General features: G+C 41.7%; 19 protein-coding genes, 1 pseudogene and 1 riboswitch. Of the genes and pseudogenes, 2 read left to right on the top strand and 18 right to left on the bottom strand.

Annotation, left to right across the window (positions count from 1 at the left end):
- Nucleotides 1-276 precede the first annotated feature (276 nt).
- Nucleotides 277-1,296, top strand: coding sequence for a LacI family DNA-binding transcriptional regulator (locus EYS05_RS05275; RefSeq protein ID WP_138276755.1), 1,020 nt, complete (start codon nt 277-279; stop codon nt 1,294-1,296).
- Between the two features lie 130 nt (nt 1,297-1,426).
- On the opposite strand, the gene EYS05_RS05280 is transcribed toward EYS05_RS05275, so the two are convergent.
- The 4 genes from EYS05_RS05280 to EYS05_RS05295 form a co-directional block, all read right to left on the bottom strand.
- Complete coding sequence (locus EYS05_RS05280) at nt 1,427-1,909, bottom strand: GNAT family N-acetyltransferase (RefSeq protein ID WP_021650238.1); 483 nt, start codon at nt 1,907-1,909, stop codon at nt 1,427-1,429.
- A gap of 237 nt (nt 1,910-2,146) precedes the next feature.
- The gene (locus EYS05_RS05285; protein ID WP_138276756.1) at nt 2,147-3,151 is read right to left on the bottom strand and encodes a U32 family peptidase; all 1,005 of its coding nucleotides are present in this window, start codon (nt 3,149-3,151) and stop codon (nt 2,147-2,149) included.
- Between the two features lie 90 nt (nt 3,152-3,241).
- Entirely contained in the window at nt 3,242-4,624 is a 1,383-nt protein-coding gene (locus tag EYS05_RS05290; RefSeq protein WP_138276757.1) for a hypothetical protein, read from the bottom strand.
- Between the two features lie 87 nt (nt 4,625-4,711).
- On the bottom strand, nt 4,712-5,587 hold the full coding sequence (locus EYS05_RS05295; RefSeq protein ID WP_138276758.1) for a NifB/NifX family molybdenum-iron cluster-binding protein: 876 nt from the start codon (nt 5,585-5,587) through the stop codon (nt 4,712-4,714).
- Between the two features lie 171 nt (nt 5,588-5,758).
- Here EYS05_RS05295 and EYS05_RS05300 point away from each other — a divergent pair, with 171 nt between their 5' ends.
- Nucleotides 5,759-6,532, top strand: a complete 774-nt coding sequence (locus tag EYS05_RS05300; protein ID WP_138276759.1) for an alpha/beta hydrolase — start codon at nt 5,759-5,761, stop codon at nt 6,530-6,532.
- An 11-nt stretch (nt 6,533-6,543) separates the two neighbouring features.
- Here the strand turns inward: EYS05_RS05300 and EYS05_RS05305 are convergent, their stop codons facing one another.
- The 14 genes and pseudogenes from EYS05_RS05305 to EYS05_RS05370 all read right to left on the bottom strand — a co-directional run bounded on the left by EYS05_RS05305 (nt 6,544) and on the right by EYS05_RS05370 (nt 21,287).
- Nucleotides 6,544-7,290, bottom strand: coding sequence for a class I SAM-dependent methyltransferase (locus EYS05_RS05305; protein WP_138276760.1), 747 nt, complete (start codon nt 7,288-7,290; stop codon nt 6,544-6,546).
- A gap of 1 nt (nt 7,291) precedes the next feature.
- A complete protein-coding gene (locus EYS05_RS05310) occupies nt 7,292-8,044 on the bottom strand; it encodes a class I SAM-dependent methyltransferase (protein ID WP_138276761.1) in 753 nt (250 codons plus the stop codon).
- A gap of 5 nt (nt 8,045-8,049) precedes the next feature.
- Nucleotides 8,050-9,618 (bottom strand): nickel ABC transporter substrate-binding protein, encoded by a 1,569-nt coding sequence (locus EYS05_RS05315; protein ID WP_243119230.1) that lies wholly within the window; start codon nt 9,616-9,618, stop codon nt 8,050-8,052.
- Nucleotides 9,619-9,647: 29 nt separating this feature from the next.
- Nucleotides 9,648-10,586 carry an oligopeptide/dipeptide ABC transporter ATP-binding protein gene (locus EYS05_RS05320; protein WP_138276763.1) on the bottom strand — a complete coding sequence of 313 codons (939 nt, stop codon included), beginning with the start codon at nt 10,584-10,586 and terminating at the stop codon, nt 9,648-9,650.
- A 9-nt stretch (nt 10,587-10,595) separates the two neighbouring features.
- On the bottom strand, nt 10,596-11,387 hold the full coding sequence (locus EYS05_RS05325) for an ABC transporter ATP-binding protein (RefSeq protein WP_138276764.1): 792 nt from the start codon (nt 11,385-11,387) through the stop codon (nt 10,596-10,598).
- On the bottom strand, nt 11,368-12,231 hold the full coding sequence (nikC, locus tag EYS05_RS05330) for a nickel transporter permease (RefSeq protein WP_243119232.1): 864 nt from the start codon (nt 12,229-12,231) through the stop codon (nt 11,368-11,370). The genes EYS05_RS05325 and nikC overlap by 20 nt, the downstream gene beginning before the upstream one ends.
- Before the next feature lie 15 nt (nt 12,232-12,246).
- Nucleotides 12,247-13,176: an ABC transporter permease gene (locus EYS05_RS05335; RefSeq protein ID WP_118626465.1), complete on the bottom strand. Its 930-nt coding sequence runs from the start codon at nt 13,174-13,176 to the stop codon at nt 12,247-12,249.
- Nucleotides 13,177-13,312: 136 nt separating this feature from the next.
- A riboswitch (cobalamin riboswitch) is annotated at nt 13,313-13,486 on the bottom strand.
- Nucleotides 13,487-13,635: 149 nt separating this feature from the next.
- Complete coding sequence (locus EYS05_RS05340) at nt 13,636-14,994, bottom strand: MATE family efflux transporter (RefSeq protein WP_118626467.1); 1,359 nt, start codon at nt 14,992-14,994, stop codon at nt 13,636-13,638.
- Between the two features lie 155 nt (nt 14,995-15,149).
- Complete coding sequence (locus tag EYS05_RS05345) at nt 15,150-15,824, bottom strand: ABC-2 transporter permease (RefSeq protein ID WP_138276765.1); 675 nt, start codon at nt 15,822-15,824, stop codon at nt 15,150-15,152.
- Nucleotides 15,821-16,225, bottom strand: a pseudogene (locus EYS05_RS05350) (ABC transporter ATP-binding protein); the annotation flags it as partial. The gene EYS05_RS05345 and the pseudogene EYS05_RS05350, both read right to left, overlap by 4 nt.
- 82 nt (nt 16,226-16,307) lie before the next feature.
- Nucleotides 16,308-17,516, bottom strand: coding sequence for a hypothetical protein (locus EYS05_RS05355; RefSeq protein WP_055155795.1), 1,209 nt, complete (start codon nt 17,514-17,516; stop codon nt 16,308-16,310).
- A gap of 151 nt (nt 17,517-17,667) precedes the next feature.
- Nucleotides 17,668-18,051, bottom strand: a complete 384-nt coding sequence (locus tag EYS05_RS05360; RefSeq protein ID WP_055155794.1) for a DUF6262 family protein — start codon at nt 18,049-18,051, stop codon at nt 17,668-17,670.
- Complete coding sequence (locus EYS05_RS05365; protein ID WP_117802415.1) at nt 18,017-19,540, bottom strand: tyrosine-type recombinase/integrase; 1,524 nt, start codon at nt 19,538-19,540, stop codon at nt 18,017-18,019. Before EYS05_RS05365 ends, EYS05_RS05360 begins: the two co-directional genes overlap by 35 nt.
- Entirely contained in the window at nt 19,530-21,287 is a 1,758-nt protein-coding gene (locus tag EYS05_RS05370; protein WP_138276766.1) for a tyrosine-type recombinase/integrase, read from the bottom strand. Before EYS05_RS05370 ends, EYS05_RS05365 begins: the two co-directional genes overlap by 11 nt.
- Nucleotides 21,288-21,291 lie beyond the last annotated feature (4 nt).

Below are 21,291 nucleotides of genomic sequence, written 5' to 3' on the forward strand. Positions count from 1 at the left end.
CATGAAGTGCAATGCGTTTTTGTCTTTTCTACCTTTCTTACAATTTTTACATCCTGATTTTGTGCAGTTTTTCATTATGTCAAACAGAATCTGTCTGCATCTCACTACCTGATTTTCTGTGCATCTGTTTTTACGCAATTTCATGCAATTTTCCGTGCAATATGTTTGACAGTATCCTTGTTATGAACTACAATATCTCTATCAGACTGAGATAAAAAAGCCGGATCAGAGGCATACTTCCGCTTTGATCCGGCATATCCGTGAGGAGGCAAATTTATGGCAGTAACCATCAAAGATGTGGCAGCTCTGGCCGGGGTGTCCCCGTCCACCGTTTCCAGAACCTGCAAAAATAATCCATCTATCAGTAAAGAAACCAAGGAACGTGTACGCAGAGCCATGGCGGAGCTTGGCTATGAGCCGAATTTCCAGGCCAGCAACCTGGCAGCACAGATTTCCCGCTCCATCGGTATCATCCTGCCTCCATCCCCAAAGGAGACATACGAGAATTCCTTTTACCTTGAGACGATCCGGGGGATCAGCCACTACTGTAACGCACATCAGTATATCAGCACCATTGTTACCGGTCAGAATGAAGAAGAGATCCTTAACGCAGTACGTTCCATGTCCAGAAGCGGTAAGGTTGACGGATTTATTGTTCTTTATTCCCGTGTGAATGATTCTGTTATTGATTTTCTTTTCAGTGAAGGACTTCTCTATATCCTGATCGGAAAACCGGCACAATACACCAATCATACAATCTATATCGATAATGACAACCTTCTGGCCGGACAGGAGGCAACGGAGTATCTTTATGCTCTGGGCCACCGGAAGATCGCTTATCTGGGTGTAGATAATTCCCTGGTCTTTTCCGCAGACCGCAAAACCGGCTACATGACTGCGCTGATCAGCCACGGATTAACCGTACAGCCCGAATACTGTATAGAGGTTCCTGCCGCTTCCCAGAATGAGTTTCAGGAGCTTCGAAAGCTGCTTTTAAGTGAGGAGCGCCCTACAGCTATGCTTGTCAGTGATGATATTCTGGCGCTTTCCCTGGAGCGGATCTGTATGGAAGCAGATATCTCCATACCGGAGGATCTGTCCATTCTTTCCTTTAACAACTCACTTTTTGCCAGACTGACTTCGCCTCAGCTGACCTCCATTGATATTAACTCCGGGCAGCTTGGAATGGAAGCAGCCACGCAGATGATCAGTCATATCGAAAATCCGAGCCTTCCGGCCACAAAGATCATTGTACCTCACCAGCTGATCGAAAGGGACAGCTGCCGGAGGATCTGATCTGCTTTCAAACAAAAAACAGGTATCTTCTCTGCTGACTGTGTATTGACCACCACTTATCGATCTGACATTGGTGGTCGATCTACCACCCGGCAAAAAGATACCTGTTTTTCATTTTTTATAATACTTTTTATAATGCTTTCTCATAACACCAGTACATATGTCCCCAGAGTTCACACTCTCCCACGTTCTCAAAATTCAGCTTATCATAAGAACGGAGTGCTTTTACATTGTCCTTCGCAACAAGAAGATGTACAGCTTTATAGCCCCGCTTCTTCAGCTCTTCCATCACACCCTTAAGAAGTTTCCCGGCAATCCCCTGATTCTGGAATTCCTGACATACTCCCACCCGGGAGACCTCCGCTGACGGCACCATGGTTTCTGACCAGCATGTGAGGCATTCCACATTTGGATCATCATCAATGGAGATCACACCTGCGATATTTCCCGCATCGTCCCGCATACAGAACAGCGCATCTCTGGAAAGATCAAATTCCACTTCTTTTTCTGAAGGATACTCCTCTGTCCACACACAATAGGGCGTCCCCAGCAATGAACGGTACAGCTTCAGAACTGTATCTGCTTCTTCTCTTTTTACACGCTCGAAATTCATTTTATATCCTTTCTCCTGAAAATACATTCTTTTTCCGCCCGGATCTCGCCAGTATCAGGATCACAGCAAATGTAATGATCTCTGAACTCAGGAAGGACACACGCCATTGATCCCAAATAATCCGGAAATAGCTTTTTCCCAGGACCGTCAAATCTGCAATCTGCACCATGTCTTTTCCTGATTCTGGTTTTCATCCCATTTATCATTTATTCCAACTCAAAAAAGCTTCTCTTTTTGTTACTGATAATAACATCTTTCGCTACACCCCGCCGGAAACACTGTCCGTTTTAACGTATATTTAAATTCCCTCTCATTTTCTGCAGCGTCCAGGATTTCCAACGCTTTTCGCAAATTCCGGATATCTTTTTCCATGTGATCCACATAGTTTCCCCGGCCAACCAGCTTCAGATGCGTGATCCCTGCCTGCTTCAGCTGATACAGTGCACACAGTCCACAGCCTGTCTCACCACAAAGATATCCGGATTCATCATATGCTTTCAGATCCGGTTCCTGATCCCACGCCTGCTCCTGAAGAGCCATTATTTTTTCCGGAACAGCATCACCATTCCGTACAGTTCCAAGCCAATAGGACACCCTGCAAAGATATCCCATCTCATCACAGTGAAGAGAATTACAGAATGCTCCCGTAAACTGGCACATTTCATTCAGCACAAAGGCCTCGAACTGCATTCCCGCCTCCGGTCGGATCCCAGCCTGTTTTTCCACTTCTCTCTGAGATGCAATAACAGACTGCATATCCCGGAACGTGTTTTTCCGATGAAAGATCAATCTCTTCAGAGGAAAGCGCCGGAACATCTTCAGCATTTCACTGTTCACTTCCCCCGTCTCTCCGCTGAGATGGATCTCACAGGAAATCCCCCTGTTTTTCAGATAAACAAGAAGCGCCGGATCTGCAATGATATAGCTTCGAAATCCAATTCCCATGCACTTTTCTATGATATCTCCGATCTCCGGATACTGTTCCGGAAGATAATACAGGGAATTGAAGGTGAGATGCACCGGCTTTTTATATTTTTTCACCATCCGGGAAAGAATTTCCAGCTCACTGTATGCTCCAAGCTGAACATTACAGCAGAGAACCTCCCTGCGATTTAACGGCATTACTGTGCCGTATTTTTCCGCCCAGGAAAAGGGTACATAGCCACAGAAAAATTCATCTGCTCCTGCCTGCACAAAACGTTCATATTCATCTATGGAGCCTAACCCGGCTGTTATTTTCATACTGTTCTCCATGTCCTGTTCCTTTTTTCCGCAATGTATTCTTGTCAAACGGATATTCGCGATCCACCTTCACAGCCTGCTCATCACCTGTCATATATTAACAACAATGCGATCCGGCTTTGTGCCTTTTATATTTTTCCACATTTCAGGTATCTCCGGAAATGTTTTATCCACACCGAACAGGGAATTATACCTCCCTGCCATGTGTAAATGTTCCGGATAAAGCAGTGCGTATTTTTCACAGAATTTCGGACAGTGCTCCGCAAGCTGCTGTGTACCGCGATCCCCAGTGGTGCACAAAGCATACAATGGACAATACTGCGAAGTGTTTGTCTGATAAAAAGGCAGATGCAGACTGTTTTTTCCCGGGGGAAGCTCCTGTGGATATCCGCAGGACTCCCATTCGTATCTGTGGATATGAAATTCTTCAGCCAGAAAATCTCGATAAAACCCCGCATTCAGGCTGTTTTGCTGAAATAATAAGGTATCACCGGATTTATATTTCATTCGCGGATCCTTTTTTCGTTTATTGAGCAATGTCCCCAGAACAGGACGCAGGCGGGATGTTTTTCCACAGAACATTTCCACCATAGCCCAGTCATTGACTACGATTTCCACATTCACCCCATGAATACAGCACCAGTTATCCACCTTTTCCAGAAGCTTTCCCACAGACAAAAGCATAAATTCCCGGATATAAGAAAATACCAGTGTGATCTCCGATCCCTCCGAATACATTTTATCCATAATAGAAAAAAGCTGCTCTTCTGTCGGAAACAGGTTATGGCAGAACTGATTTCCAATATAAAATCTGTCCGGTGTCCGGCCTGCAAAATAACTGTGAGTGAGGTAATTCTTCTGCCAGTAAGACGCCAGAAAATCCTGCAGCGGCTGGCGCAGATATTCTTCATACAGGGAAGTGCAGTTTAATTCCAGGGCAAACTCTGCATTATCCAAAAGCCTTAATTCTTCTGTACCCATTGTATTCTGTGGATTTCCGGAAGCCTTTTCACTTTCTCTGAAAAACCACCGCTTCTTCTGTTCTTCCAGACTCCTGCAGTGCATCTCATCCAGCTCTGCAGGATAACCGGTCAGTGATTTCGCCAGCTCTCCATCGTCTCCCTCCAGCTTCAGACGGATATATCTGTTGTACTCTCCGGCCAGACGCCGAACCTCCTGTACATAGTCCTTCTGTTCCACTCTCACAGAATATTCCCTGTAAAAATATTTTCCGGTTTCCTTTTCAGATGGCTGTTGATCCTGCAGATATTGCTCCTCTGCTGCACTCATCTCAAACCTCAGGATCTCCACTCTCCTGTACCCGGCTTTTTTCATATCGTAGAAACAGATCAGAAATTGCTCCGGTTCCGGGCATTCCTCTGCCAGGCGAAACCGAAATCCATCTTCACCCAGCTCTGTGATCCGGATTTCTTTACTGTCCATAAAACCGGACAGTAATCCAAATGGTATCATAGAGATCCTCATCAGGAAAGCTTCCTCCCTTCAGGTAAAAAAGGGAGATGCCATATGCTCCCATACAGCACCTCCCACTGTTCCTGCTTATTTCACTTCTACTAATTCAATTCTGAAATTCAGCTCTTTACCTGCCATCTCATGATTGGCATCGAAAGTAATGGTTTTTTCATCTTTTGCGTTAACTTTAACCGGGAACGGCTGACCATACTGATTGGAGAGGTATACCTGCTGTCCTACAGTAAGATCCTCAGCGCCCGGAAGCTGTTCGATCTCAAGTGTAAAAATCGCATCCGGATTCGGCATACCGTAAGCTTCCTCAGGCATCAGATGAACATCTATCACCTGGCCAACCTCCATGTTTGCAACTGCCGCATCAAAGCCTTTGATCATCTGGCCTGCTCCGCAGATGAATTCCAGTGGCTCACCACGGTCATAAGAAGAATCGAACTGTGTTCCGTCGTTAAAGGTTCCTCTGTAATGTGTACGGCAGGTTTTTCCGACATTAGGACCTGTGATAGATGGCTGGGAACCACATCCGCCGCCGCAGCCTCCGCAGGAGTGTCCGTCTTCATGACCGCCGCAGGAGTGTCCATCCTCATGGTTTCCGCAGGAATGTCCATCTTCATGATGGTGATGATCACAGTTCACACCTGTGGATACCAGTTCGCCCTTCAGATAAGCATCCACAGCTGCATCTACGTCACCCTGTGCTCCGGAACATAACTCAACACCAGCCTCAGCAAGTGCTGCCTGAGCGCCGCCGCCGATTCCGCCACAGATCAGAACGCTGATCCCCTGATCTGCAAGAAGTCCGGCAAGTGCACCATGTCCGGTGCCATTGGAGCTGATCACTTCACTGGAAATAACCTTGTTATCCTCCACCTCATATACCTTGAAAAACTCTGTTTTTCCAAAATGCTGAAAAATGTTTCCATTATCGTATGTTGCTGCAATTTTCATTTGTAAAACCCTCCATTAATCAGATATGTATTGTATTAGTATATCGTGCAGGCAGGATAAAAGCAAGGTTTAACTTCTCTCTGCCGGCTCTTGCTGTTATTCAATGAAACCAGTATAATAGAGGCATCTGTAAAAATAAAAGATTTTTTGAATAAGAAGGTTTAAACTAATATGAAATCATACGAAGAATTACTTTCAGATATTGAAGAAGACATGGAACTCATGGGTTCCTCACACATTGTTTATTCCATGGAAGAGGACGGCGTTGTTACCGATTATGATTATCTTCCATCCGATTCCTGTACGATCTCCATTACCTTAAAGGAGCTTCAGGAAAAGCTTCAGCTGCAGATGCTCTATGCAAAAGTTTCCTCTCATACAGCCGGAGCAGACAAAAATGCCCCGAAATTAGCAGTTGTTTTTCCGGGCATCGGATACACTGCCGACAAGCCGCTTCTGTACTATACCAGCCGCCTTGCCAGCAAACAAGGCTACCAGATCCGCACGGTATCCTATGACAACCTCCCGGAAAATGTAAAAGGTGATCCGAAGAAAATGAAACAGGCCTTTGACCTTGCCCTGGAACAAACAGAACGCTCCTTAGGCAGCATCGACTGGAATTCCTATGGCAGCATTCTGTTTATTTCCAAAAGCATTGGTACAGTCATCTCCTCTGCCTATGCTTCCCGACACAATCTGACTGTAAAAAGCATCCTGTTCACGCCTCTTGCAGAGACCTTTTCCTTCCCACTTGCCGGAAGCATCGCCTTCCACGGCACCGCAGATCCCTGGGCCGAAACCGATTCCATCCGGGAACTGGCAGCGCAGAAAGATGTACCTCTCTTTCTCACCCAAAACGCCAACCATTCTCTGGAAACCGGTGATGTACTGACGGATATCTTTATTCTAAAAACTACAATGGAACGGGTCCAGCGTTTTATTTAACGCCGGCCCGCTTATTTTTCTCCACCCACTAAAAACTGAGGTGTCAGCTTATTCAGCTCACGATCCATGGAAGTTCTGGAAATATCACTGATGTCCTTCAGGGCAAACACTTTGGAAAAGCCGATCTCCATCATGTGATCCAGATCCCATGCCGGGCGCTTTTTATCACTCATAAACAGCTTACTGCTGAGCTCTTTCCCTGTTTCCGCATCTTCATGAGCATGGATACCTCTTCCGTATTTTTCCCACATGGCAGCATCATGTGCCTCGTAAATCTTTTTCTTTTCTTCATCATAAAGATGCAGATACCAGCAGGCGTCCGATACCAAAAGGCGTCCGCCTTTTTTCAGTACACGCAGCCACTCCTTGTAAGCCTTCTGTGGATCATCCAGCGTCCATGTGATATTTCTGCAGATAACCATATCAAATGTCTCATCCGGGAAATTCAGATTGTGGCAGTCCATAGTCATCAGATCTGCGGATAAACCTGCTGCCTTTACATTTTCCTTTGCTTCATGGATCATATTTTCAGTAATATCGATCCCGGTCACATGATGTCCTTCTTTTCCCAGCATAATTTCAAAAAATCCCGGCCCGCAGCCTACATCCAGTACTTCCAGATGTTCTTTTTCCGGCGCATACTCCAGAATCAGATTCTTCCAGTTTTCTGCTGTTTCACTTTTCAATTCTGCCTTGATCCCTTCGCTGTAAATGCCAGCTTCTCCTTCCCAGTATTCTTTGATCTTATCGTTTTGCATGTCACTTCTCCTTCTTTGTGGCTATTACAATAAATTTTTTCCCCTGATATCCGTATTTCCAGAAATCCATCGTCCATGGTCTGTTTAGCCAGCGATTCTCTCTGATCTGAATCCTGGCAAAGCGTACCTTTTTTAATATCTGAAAGTCCGCTTCCGGACGCTTCTGCGATGTAAATGGCAGCTTTTCATAAATTCCGCTGTTTTCCTTCACGTCAGATCCATATGTTTTTCTTTCTGTAACATAAATAAGAAAATCAGCAATTTTCATATGGATCTTATTTTTTAATGTGGGTTCGATGGTACGATAGTCCCCATCAAAATAAATGATCCTTCCACCTGGTTTTAATACAGCCTTCCAGCGTCTGAAAGCTTTTTCCGGATCATATAATGTCCACACCGCATCTCTGGAAAGTATCACATCATAGCTTTGTTCTTGTTCCAATGGCAAGGTTACACCATCTTCCTCACAGATTTCCACCTGTTGATGATACTGTCGCATATTCCTTCTGGCTTTTTCTACCATTCCTGATGAACCATCTATCGCTTTTACATCATGTCCCAGACGCGCTGCTATGATGCTCATAAAACCCGGGCCGCAGCCCACTTCTAAAATACGAAGGGGCTCAGGTCCAAGAAGTCTTTTCAATTCTTTTGTCCAGTGAGATACCGTTCTTTTGTTACTCAATTGTTTTTGGATCATATCATCATAATCACCGGAATCTTCTGTCCATTTATTCTCGATTTTTTCAAACATTTTTTTTACTCCACTACATCCAGTGTTGCCCAGTTAATGCCTTCATAGGCAGTCGGTGCAAGCTCTACATTGGTCAGTCTGGTATTATTATAAATATAATCACGGTTCGGATAATACAGCGGCACTGTTACTGCCTGATCATTGATACGTGTAAGGATCTTATCGTATAATTCCGTACGTTTTTCTTCATCCTGTGTTTTTAATACTTCTCCGAGATCTTTGTTCAGCTCCTCATCGTACCAGTTTACTGCCTTTGCTCCATCTTCCGCGTAGAACATTGATTTCAGGAAACCATGAGGCATCCAGGAGTCTTCATAGCTGCGGTAAATGCACAGATCGTAGTCTCTGGTGTTCCAGATCTCATCAAAGTAAGCTGCAGATTCTTTTTCTACCAGTTCAACACCCACACCAACCTTCTCATATTCAGATTTCAGGTATTCACACAGTGACTTCCAGGAAGCATATTCTTCAGTCTGGAATACCAGTCTGAGGCTCAGTGGTTCTCCGTCTTTTTCTACAATACCATCTCCGTCTGTATCCTCATATCCTGCTTCCTTTAACAGTTCCTTTGCTTTATCCGGATCATATGGATAACCCTTGCTGTTTTCTTCTGTTACATAAGGAACTGTCGGAGACATAAGTCCGGTTGCCGGATTGCCGTAACCATCCAGCAGATCATTTACAATGCTTTCTTTATTTGTTGCATAATTCAGTGCCTGACGTACGTTTATATCCTGAAGCGCCGGTGTATCATAATTTTCGATCAGATAGTAAGAAAGTGTGGAAACCTGCTGTTCTGTCGATAAATTTTTATCTGCCTGGATAATACTGAAGCTTTCGGATGGAATATCCTGAAGATTCAGATCTGCCTCTCCACTCTGAAGTGCCATCACTCTGGCATCACCGTCTGCCACCTGTTTCAGAACTACTTTATCAATATTTGGTTTCTCACCGTAATAATTAGGATTTGGTACCAGGACAACCTCCTGACCGCTTTCATAACTGTCGATCATCCACATTCCGGTACCCACTTCCTGACAAAATTCTCCGTCTTCATCCATTGCACTTTCACAGGTGAAACGGAATGGTCTTGGATAGCTGAATTCGATCAGCAGTGTATAGCATGGTTCTGCAAACTTAAATTCTACAGTATAATCATCTACCTTTGTAACATTTTCCAGTTTGGCTGAAAAGTTACCAATCACATCCTGTTCCACCCATCTGTTATAATTCCACATCACATTGTCTGCATTAAACACTGTACCGTCTGAGAATTTCACATCTTTTCTTAAATGAAACGTATAGGTTGTGCCATCTTTGCTGATATCCCAGGATTCTGCCAATGCCGGTTTAATTTCTCCATTTTCTCCATAACGCACCAGTGGATCATAGATCATTTCATAAAGACGAAAGTCCGGACCACTTTTTGTAGGGTCACAAAGTTCAGGAGTCAGATCAATGGATGTCATTGCCGTAACTACTTTTTCCTCTTTTGCCTGTACATTGACACCTGTCAGTAAAGTTGCCGCCACCATGCTCAATGCTATCAGTTTTGCTACACGTCTTTTCTTCATTTCTTCCTCTCCTTTGTTTGTTTTATATTTTACAGCATATGACATGCCGCAAAATGTCCTGTTTCAATTTCTGTCAATTCCGGTATATGCTCTCTGCATATATTTGTACATCTTATGCACCGGTTCTGATATGGGCAGCCCTGTTCCGGAATGGTATCTGAAAATATTTTCTTTTCCTGCGATCCGATTCTTCGCATTTTCGGTTCTTTTACCGGAATAGAATCAAACAGATCTTTTGTATAAGGATGTACAGCAGTCTCCTTTAAGCTGTCCGTATGATCGATAAACTCGACCACGCGTCCCTGATACATGATAGCCACCTCTTTGCAGAGATATGGAACATTGGACAGATCGTGAGTGATCAGTAAATAGGTCATCTCATATTTTTCCTGCAGTTCATTTAACAGATGCAGGATCTGCTTTCGTATGGAATAATCCAGACTGGATACCGGTTCATCACAGATCACAAGTTCCGGTCTTAATACCAATGCTCTCGCAATATTAGCTCTCTGACACTGACCTCCTGAAATCTGTCCAACATAACGGTTGCGAATATCCGGATCAAGCCCCGTCTGGATCAAAGCTTCTTTTACCCGTTCTTCATACTCTCCCTCTTGCAATTTTTCATGTAATTTCAAAATTTCCAGAATATTTTCTCCAATGGTATAACCGGGATCAAATACCCCGCTGCTGCTTTGAAAGACCATCTGAAGATTCTTGCGATATGGACGAAACTGCTTTTCAGACAAATCCTGCATTTCCTGTCCCTGAAACCAGAATTTTCCATCTGTAGGTTTCTCCAGGCCGGCGATCAGCTTTCCGAATGTAGTTTTACCACTTCCACTTTCACCGATCAGGGCCATGGATGATCCTGCGTGGATTTCCAGACTTACATCATCCACTGCCTTCACAATTTTTTTCTTGCCATAATATTTTTTTAAATGTTCTGTCTTTAGTAACGTACTCATACTTTTCCCCTATAAAACTGCATCCAACAGTTTTTTTGTATATGAATGCTGCGGATGATAAAAGATCTCTTCAACTGTTCCGTTTTCCACTATTTCGCCGTCTTTCATGATCGAAACATCATCTGCGATCTCTGCCACCACACCCAGATCATGCGTAATAAATAACACACCCAGATTTTCTTTCCTGGATAGCTGATAGATTTCTTCCAGGATCTGCTTCTGTACGGTTACATCCAATGCTGTCGTCGGCTCATCTGCAATCAGATAATCCGGTTTCATGGACATGGCAATGGCGATCATAACACGTTGGCACATACCACCAGACAATTCGTAAGGTTTTTTCTTCATCAGTTCTTCCGGATCACGCAGATTCATCATCCGCAGACTTTCCAACGCAGCTTCCCTTGCCTGTTTTTTGCTCATTCTGCGATGTTTCCTCAGTCCTTCCAGAAGCAGTTGTTCAACTGTAAAAAGCGGGTCAAGAGCAGCGGTCGGATCCTGAAAGATCATTCCGATCCTGTCTCCGTATAACTGTCGTTTTTCTTTTCCTGATAACTTCAGAAGACTCTTTTCGTTCAGTGTCACATCTCCGGATATCACCTTTCCATTTCCTGCAAGCAGATTCATGATCGTCAGAGAGGTAACTGACTTGCCGCTTCCGCTTTCTCCCACCAGGGCATGGATCCTTCCGCGCTTTACTTCCAGGCTGACATCTTTTACTGCATGAACCATTCCGTGAGAGGTCTGAAACTCCACATGTAATCTTTTTACCTTTAGAACATCATTTTTTGTCTGTTCCATTTTGTATTCCCTCCCCCAGATAATTAAATGCCAGAACAATGATCATGATCAGTATACCCGGATAAAACATCAGTCTTGGATAAGTCTGGATATAACTTTTACTGTCACTAAGCATGATCCCCCATTCCGGTGTCGGTGCCTGCACACCAAGGCCGATAAAGGAAAAACCGGCAATTGACAGAATGATCGAACCGATTTCCATTGTTGCCAGTGCGATCACAGATGGCAGGATATTTCTCAATACATGTCTGAATATGATCCTTGCGTGGCCGCAGCCTCCGGCTTTTAGTGCGGTCATATAATTTTTATTTTTTTCCTGAAGTGTCAATGCACGGGCAAGCCTTGCATATTCTGCCCAGGATACGACCGATAAGGACAGGATCAGATGAGCGCCGCTGGCTCCTACGGTTCCTGCAATGGCAAGTGCAACAATAAAGACCGGCATAGCCATAAATACATCAATGATCCTCATAATTATCGAATCGATTTTTCCACCTACATATCCGGCAAACAGTCCGATCGGCACCCCGACACATACGGTGATCAGAAGCACCGTAAAGCTATAGCTCAGTGAATACCGGCTGCCCCAGAGAAGTCTTGATAAAATACATCGTCCCAGCTGATCAGTACCTAAAGGATATGCCGCCGACGGATTCTTTAATTTTATCGAAACATCCACAAGTAGTGGATCATGTGGCGCCAGTACAGGTGCAAAAATAGCTGCCAATACAAAAATTATGACCACCATCAATCCTATTTTTGTTTTTGGTGACCGGAATACCTGTTTCCAGTACAGATTCTGGATCATGCTTTTTTCTGTTTTCTGCTTTCTTCTGCTTCCCATTCTATGATCTCTCCTTTACTTTAACTGGATTCGCCGGTCAATCGCAGAATAGGCGATATCCACAAGAAAATTTAATACTACAATGCCAACAGCCAGAATAAAGATAAAACATTGCAGCACCGGAGTGTCTTTTGAGATCACGGATTTCAATGCCAGATTTCCGATTCCCTGAATTGAAAAAATACTTTCTATCACAGCTGAGCCACAGAAAAAACCAATCACAATTGATACCAGACGTGTCAGCACAGGAATCAGGATATTTTTCAGACCATGACGCAAAATTACATTTACAGATGACAATCCCTTAGCTCTGCTGGCACGTATGTAATCCTGCTTCAGCACCTGTATCATATTGGTACGGATCAATCTCGTCATAATTCCAAAGAAACTGATATCCATGGCAAATGCCGCAAGAATCGGGATGCCTCCGGCATCTCCTCCGATCACGGAAATCACTTTTAGCTTTACTCCAAATATATAGAGCAGCATCAGACCGATCCAGAAAGACGGCATAGATACACTGAGGGACGACAAAATGCGAATGACTTTATCCAGAACTCTGTTTTCATAAATTGCCGACAAAATTCCGAGAGGGACTGATACGATCATCAACAATAAAAACGAAGTAACTGCCAGTTTAAATGTCTGTGGAAAATATCTTTTTAATTCCTCAAAAGCCGGTTTTCTGGTAGAATATGATTTTCCAAAATCGCCATGAAGTGCCTGATCCAGCCATTTCCCGTATTGTACCAGCACCGGCTGATCCAGTCCTTCCTCATGCCGTACTTCTTCTATCTGCTCCGGTGACGGGTGCTCGTATTTTTTCTCCGCCAGAACTCTGGCCGCATCACCTGCCGATATAAAACTCAGCATAAAAATAATAAATGTAACCGCCAGAACTACCGGAATCATAAATATAAAACGCTTTGCAATTACTTTTCCCATTTTCATTTCTCCTCATTTTTCATCTGTTTATTCGGTTAAAATAAAAAAGGCTGATATGATCCAGCATCATATCAGCACAAAAAACAAACCTCCACCTCAGGCAGAGCTTATTCCTTCTGTATCCCATCCGAATCAGAATTCTTCTGTCAAAAAGGCAAGTCTCCTGACTCCAGTTCTTCCTACTTACCATCTTCCCGGATCTCTCCAGTGATATTTTGGTTTTCGTCCCTGTCACAGTAGCGGTGGCTGTTCTGGCATTTCACCAGATTCCTTATTAAGTACTTTATACACCCTTCTGACTATTCAATTTTCATAGTTGCAACGAATAAGTACATAATATCATACTTTTCTTTTTATATAAATAGTTTTTCTGTCAAATATGAAATATCTGAACATTTCATATTAAAACCCGGATATTTTCCGCCTGTATATCATTATAGATTCCTCAAGTAAATGACATTATGTATGAACAGTGACTTCTTTATATTTCCGTATAATGATCATATAACTTACGAATAATAAAACAGCTGCGCTGCTCCATGCACAGATCTCTGCATAGTATATTCCATCTTCGCCGATCATTTTTGGCAGCAGCAGCGCAACACTGACACGCATTATAAATTCTGCAATGCCGCTGGCAAGCGGAATCAAAGTATTACCCAGGCCCTGGATAGCGGAACGATACACATACAGCAGATACAGCACCCACAAAAAAACAGCCATAATAAACAAATACTTATATGCTATATCCAATACCTGTCGGGTCTGATCCGGTTCACCGGATACAAACAGGGACAGTACATTACGTCCAAACAACACCATCATACCGGAAATGAAAGCCGAAGTGAGCACTGCCATATAAGTGCCGCTGCGCACACCTTTTCGAATCCTCTGATATTTCTTTGCACCAAGATTCTGGCCTACATAGGTTGTAATAGCATATCCATATGAAACGGCAGCCATCTCCAAAACCCCATACAGCTTGTTCGATGCCGTAAATCCCGCCACAAACAGAAAACCAAATCCATTGATCACATACTGTACCACAAGTCCTCCCACGGAGATGATCACATTCTGTATCGCAAGAGGAACTCCCAGTTCCAAAAGCCGCAGGCTCATAGAGGGCTGCCTGTAAAAGTCCTTCTTTTCCAGGCGGATATCCGGGATTTTACGTAATACGATCAAACAGTACAAGGCTGAAAATCCCTGTGCGATAACGGTTGCCACTGCTGCTCCGGCTATACCCCAGCCAAAAACCGCCACAAATAACAGATCCAGTCCCACATTGATCACTGCTGCCACTGTCATTGCGATCAACGGAGATCTGCTGTTTCCAAGTGCCCGAAGGATCGCTGCAAATATATTATAAGCAGCTATGATCGGGATTCCTGCAAAGATCAGCCGCAAATATAGCATTGTCAGATCAATGACATTATCCGGTGTCTGTAAAAATAAAAGAACATGATAAACTGTACCTTCACTTACTGCGAGTACGACCACAGACAGTAATGCTGTCATGATATAGCTTTTCGCTACTGCACATTTCAGATTTTCCTTTTCCCTTGCTCCATAATACTGAGATACAAGAATAGAAAAACCCTGTGTAATACCTGTCATGATCCCCAACACCAGCCATACCAGCCAATCTCCGGCACCTACTGCCGCCAGTGCTTCAACTCCTACCACTTGTCCGACAATCATGGTGTCTGCCATTGTATAAAACTGCTGAAAAATATTTCCAAGCATCATTGGTATGGCAAAAGTTATGATCAGTTTTCCAGGAGATCCGGCAGTCATATCTTTTTCATTGGTTCCCATAAGTGTCTCCTTTTCTTTTCATCCTTATCCGCTATTTTACAAGGGACTCTTACGAAACACAATCCTATTTTTCCACAAAGTTTTTCTCATATTTTTGGTAGCTATTACATCTTTATAATCATTATTTTTAATGGAGCATTTTTGCCACGCCTATCCTAAAACTCTTTCTTCTTCATAGCTCTCATACTATACTTATACGAAGCAAACCATATAAGCAGACTTAGCACAATAAGGGCAATCGCGATTTCAAAATCCCCTATTCCCCCTATCATATGCAGAATACTTTCTTTTAATCCCAAGTTAGTCTTCACAAAAGATCTAATTGTATAACAAATCGCAAAAATAATTAAAATTGCGATTGGCAGCACAATTCGCCCTTTCTCTCCTTCGAACCTTATCCTGATCGCGATCATAATTCCCGCAATTGCCTGAAACACAAAAAATGTGATCAACTCCATTGCCAGCATTTCCAGATCAAACACCTCTTCAGGATTTATGAGCACCATAATTCCTGCACAGATCATTCCAATGCACCATCCACATGCTGTCATGATAAAGGAAAAAATATATTTTTCTCTGACATATATTTTTTTATTTACGGGTAAAGAAAATAAATATGTGTAACCATGGCCATTTTCATCATAACTGATCGTATTACCTGAATATATCGCCAGAACAGATGGGATATACATTGCAATGAAAGCAGCTGCCTTTTTTCCTGTAAGTATAAAAAACAATGCTACAAACACTAACACCAAAAAAAGATTACCACCCTGTCGAAAAAACAATCGAAAATCCTTTTCCAAAAGCCCTCTGATTCCTTTCATCATCTCCCACCTCCTGTCAACATCAGGATCACCTGATCGAGTGATCCGTTCTCCACTACGATTCCCGGATAATTTTCTATATAATACTGCTTCTCATTCGTCAGACAGGTAATTCCAAAAATCTCTTTTTTCTCTTTTAAAAGATATCTTTTATCTACTTCCTGATATTGTTCCTCACTGACTTTCAACACTGCATATTTTTCAAGAATCGTATCCATCTCTTCATGAAGTACAATCTTTCCTTGATGAATCACATAAATGTCATCACACAGATGTTCTAAGTCCGAAGAAATATGTGAGCTGATCAGGATACTTCTCTCCGGCTCTTCTTCCATATACTCTCTTAAAATATCCAGCATCCTCTCCCTCGCTCCGACATCAAGCCCTGCTGTCGGCTCATCCATAAAATTAGGCATCCCTCTCCCAGCCCTCTAAAACACTGGCTTTAACGTCAGAGACACGAGTGTATCGTGTTCACTATTGTTCTCAAAGCGTTAGCTCTACTCCTTCTTGTTCCAGTGCAGCACTCAACTGTTTTGCATAAGTCACCTGTCCACACTTTTTCATTCCATATAAGATTCTTAAACATATATTTCTTTGTTTTAGTTTTCTTATGAGATATGTTCCGTCAAACGCCTTAGAGACTATGTCATCATGAACCTCTTCCAAATGTTCAACCGCTAAGAAACTATTACTCATCTCACTAAAACATAATAGTGTATTTAATGTATTCATAGAAATGCTGGATAAATATTTTTTCAAAATCTCCCCATTCTTTTGTATTTTGCGTAAATCGAACCCTATCTCTTTACCCTTGTTGTCAGATTTACTTTTCTCAGAATAGTATCTAACCAATGAAGCGTATTCTTTTAATTCATTTTCTGTAATTGACCCGAATACTTTCTCGCATCCAATATTTACCGAAAACTCTCTATTTTCCTTAATTAGATTTACAGCATCTGAAAATTCTTTACTTCCGAGATGATATTCTTGCTTAATCTCATCTTTGACTTCTTTGAATTTCTCTGTTCTCCATTCTTCATATACAGGAAGCCGCTTCGAAATATCCCATATATCTGCTCTCGACAAGCTCTTGGTAAATGTTCCTAGCGAATATTCAAAGATACAATTATCCAGAAAATATATCAAATCATCAAATTTTTTCATTACTTCCTTAAATTCTGTTTCTAACAATTCAATACTTACATGAGAAATTTTGTTTTTTATCATATGTGGTTCATCTTCTTTATTTAGTTCATATTTGAAGGCATCCCCCTCTTCATCGAAATAATAAAAGTAAATCATATCTTCTATATTCTCAAAATATGCAGGAATTCTTCTGTCAATATTCTTCTTATCACATGCTAATTTATATAGGCATTCAATACTATGCGTGTGTAATTCTTTTTTTCTTTCCTTTAAGACTTCCTCAGAATAACATATCCCTTTCTTTTCCTCTATTCGCCATAACATTTTTATGACAATCTTCAAAGATAGCTCAATACTGTGTCTGGCGTTATAAACGATAGGATATACTAACAGATCTTCAACTTCGGAACCTGTTTTCAATGATTCCGTCAGAAGTTCAACGGTACGCTTGAACCCATTTCTTATATCCTCATCGGTAGTTCCCCCATTGTCACCTACGCATGCAATAATTGTATCTTCTTCATGAAATTCAAACGGATTTTCCATCTTCTATCATCCTCTTTCTTCGAATTTAACTTATCGATAAGTATATCATAAATACAATTTATGCACACCTTTTGTTATCTACACTTTTATATTCCAACCACAACAACCGGGAAATTCTTCCCGGTCGTTGCAGATTATTTTCTAATTCAGATTATAAAGTTTTTAATACGTTCAGGTCTTTCTTGTTTAAGGCTTTTCTCAATCTTACATTTTCTTTTTCCATTTGCTCTTTTTCACGTTTCAGCTCCCGGATCTGTTCTTCTAATACATTGATCCGATTCTTCAGTACAATGTCACCTATGTATCTTTTGGGGTCTATCATTCCTGCCTGCTGCTCCAGAGCACGATCCATTTCTTTTCTGACCGTTTCATTCTTATAAAAGAATCCTCTGGACAATCCTGTCCTCTTTGTCAGTTTTGGGACCGTCACTTTTTCCCGTTCTGTCAGCATCTGCCTGATTTCTGTCACTGCCCTGTTTACTTTTTCTTCACTGGCTTTTTTATTGCAGGCTATCATCGAATCGTATTTGTTCATATTCTTCCTCCCATCCTTCCAGACATTCCAGTACCATCTTAGATAATCGGTTTCTTGTTTTTCGTGTATCATCTGCCAGTATTTTGTTGCTCATCTTTCTGTAATACTTTACATTTCTCAGGCTTCTATGCCCCAGTAGTCTTGCGATTGTCCAGTCATCCACATGCATCTCGGCAAGCTTCATGCCATAAATATGCCGATACATGTGAGAACCGAATCCAAAATATTCTCCCTTATCATCTCGGAGATTTTCCTGATATATTTTATCTGTAATTTTTTGCTGGACTGTAGCATATTTCATTGGTTTTGAAGGATCACTTAAACTTGTAAAAATGTATTTACCTTTTCCGTGCTCCTTTTCTCTGTATCGAATCGCTTCCTTTATTAAGGCAGCCAGTTCCTGACTAATCGGTTTTTCATAAAAATGTGTTTTCATTTGGTGGATCTGTATTATGGTTTCACCGTCTTTTTCAATCAGGCAGTCTGTCCTGAGTGTCAGTGTATCTGACATTCTTGTTCCAAGCATTTGATGAATAAGCATAAGTCTCGCCGTCTGCACATCCACTTTCGTAAGGAAAGCATTAAATCGCTTTAATTCCTGATCGGAATAAATTTTGATTTCTCCCCTTATATCTGGTGGAATATCCCGATTCAAAATTAAATCCTTTACCTGCGGATATTGATAGACGTCAGCTACCATATTCAGCAATGCCCGCAGTCTCGTCAGCTCCGCCCGATATCTTTTTGTCCCGGTATCTTCTGTTTTCATGTATATCAAATACTCTTCCATGATTTTCCTGTCCAGCTTTGAGCAGGAATCTACTTCTTTATTGTTTTCCTTCAGATATCTTGAAAACCTTCGAATGGCAGTCATTTCTTTTTTTACAGTACCGATGCTTTCTGTTTTCAGTTGAAAATAAATTGCCTTTTTTACTTCCTCTCTGAGATCCTGTTGGGAGATTTCCTTAAAATTTATAATTCTGGTCGTGCGCGTCAGATCCTGTTTCACTTGTATATCAAGTTTTTCAAGTTGCCAGACATCCTTTGTCATCTCATCTACATCAGCATCTCTTAAATCAAGGAAATAATCTATTAATCGGTCAATATAGTGTAATGTCTTTGCCTGTGATACCGTTTCATTCCCACAATGGGATTTTGAAATTTCTGTCAGGGGCAATCCCTGCTGTAAAAGCCATATTTTCATCTGCTGCTTCCATTTTTCTTTGTCCCAGTCCAAAAAACTTTCCGGTCTGTCTCTTCTGGTTTGCAGCATTTTACATAAATGATGGTAAAATCTTCTCTCAGTATAAAATTTTTCCGCCCCAAGCTGTTGTCCTCTGTATTTCAGGAACTTCCTCATTTCTTTCTGCATCTGTACAGACGGCAGTAAATCAAGGTCATACGAAGGTTCTGTTCCCATTCGTATTTTTGAAATTTCACTTGCTTTCTCATAGGAGTCCAATTTTTTTATGTAAAATTTATTTTCCACGTTTGCACTTCTTGATTCCTGATGCCAGGCTGTTTTCTCCTTTCCTGAAAAACTCCTGATTCGCTGCTGAAATTTTCTTTGGCATAAAATCCACATACTGCTGTGTCATCTCTTCATAATCATGTCCCAGATAGTCCCGGATACTCTGAAGAGGGACTTCGTCATCATATAACAGAGTCGCTATCGTATGGCGGAAATCATGTGATTTAAAATCATACCCTTTGAAAATATCCTGCCTCTTATTAAACAGTTCTTTCATTTGCCACTTAAACGAACCATACTGATATGCCCCTCCCCGTTTGTTTTGAAAAACATAATCCTCACTTCCAATATGATATTTTTCCAAATATCTTTTCATAATCTTATAAAGAACATCTGGAATCGGTACTCTTTTGTATGTTCGCATTTTCATCTGATAAACCTGTATCCACGCATCTCTTCCCTGCCAGGAATAAGCATCCCCTTTCAGGGTGCATACTTCACTGATCCTTAGTCCAATCAGCATAGAATGTAAAAGGATCAATCTTGGAATTTCAGGGAAATTTTTTAATTCTCTCAGAATCCTCTCATATATTTCCATCTCTACGCTTCGGTTATTATGACAATGTATTTCTTTTTTCAAATAATACTCATAACGAAATGGTATCCTGTCTATGATTTCTTTCGTCTGCAGATATTCATATAGCTGATAGATTGCTATAACAATATCATTAAAATAAGAAGCTTCTTTTAACTCAATTATCTGGAAATATTTTTTTATTTCGGTTTCTGATGCAAGTTTCAGCTCCATCGCGGTTTCTTTTTCCATCCACATGACAAATGCCAGAATCCTGTAGAATTCGGCTTGTATGCCACTCATTGCCAAATGTGTAACACCCAGACAGTATTTCATGTATTCCTGCAAAATTTCCCGGTTCTCTCTTTTTTCTATGCCCATAAAGGAAAATTTTTTCACAGGATTGGATGGGTTGACTCTATATTGTTCCAGATGCAGTCTTTCCAAATACCAGACTGTTGAATCCCATAAAATATTCTTGGCATGGCAGAAAAGATATTTCTGACATTCTCGGAGTTCTCTTTGTGCAAGCTCTTTTGCATATGCCGTATCTGCATATTTTTCAAGTTTATCGGCCTGTACCTGTGTAATATATCTTAAATCCTCAATATGTTCCTGCATACAAAATTGATATACCACCTTCAAACCGTTTAACCGCATTGTGCATTCTCTCAGCATTATGTCACGCAGTACGACATCTTCGATAATTTCTAAAAGCTGACGCTTGCATAGCTCTGAGCCGTTTACACGAAAATCCCAAACTAATTTATCAATGGCAACTTTGCAGTCATATCTTTCTGCGATTGCCGGATTTGGGTGATATGGTAAAAAGAGCAGTTCGTGGATTAAATCTGTATTCTTTGCTATCTCCTGCTTTCCTTTTAACGTATTGGCATGCTTTCTGATTGCATATAATTTTGCCTTATCCATTCCACGTAAATAACTGCGTACTGCTGAATCAGAATAAGTGCTTTTCAGATATTTCCGATAATCCACTCTAAGCTCATAATCGATGTCTGCTATATGCCACACTTCATTTTTTACCAAGTATGCTTTCAGACAGCCTTTTCCAGAGTTGCTGTCCATGCTTTCATCTAATTCCCGGCTCAGTTCTTCTATCTTCTTTTCCCGTTCTTCACTTGATGTCCATTGTTCTTCCGGCTCCCAAGCAAACACCCTTCTTGCCGGCATCTAT

Origin of the sequence: Blautia sp. SC05B48, assembly GCF_005848555.1 — a bacterium.
GTDB lineage: Bacteria > Bacillota > Clostridia > Lachnospirales > Lachnospiraceae > Blautia_A.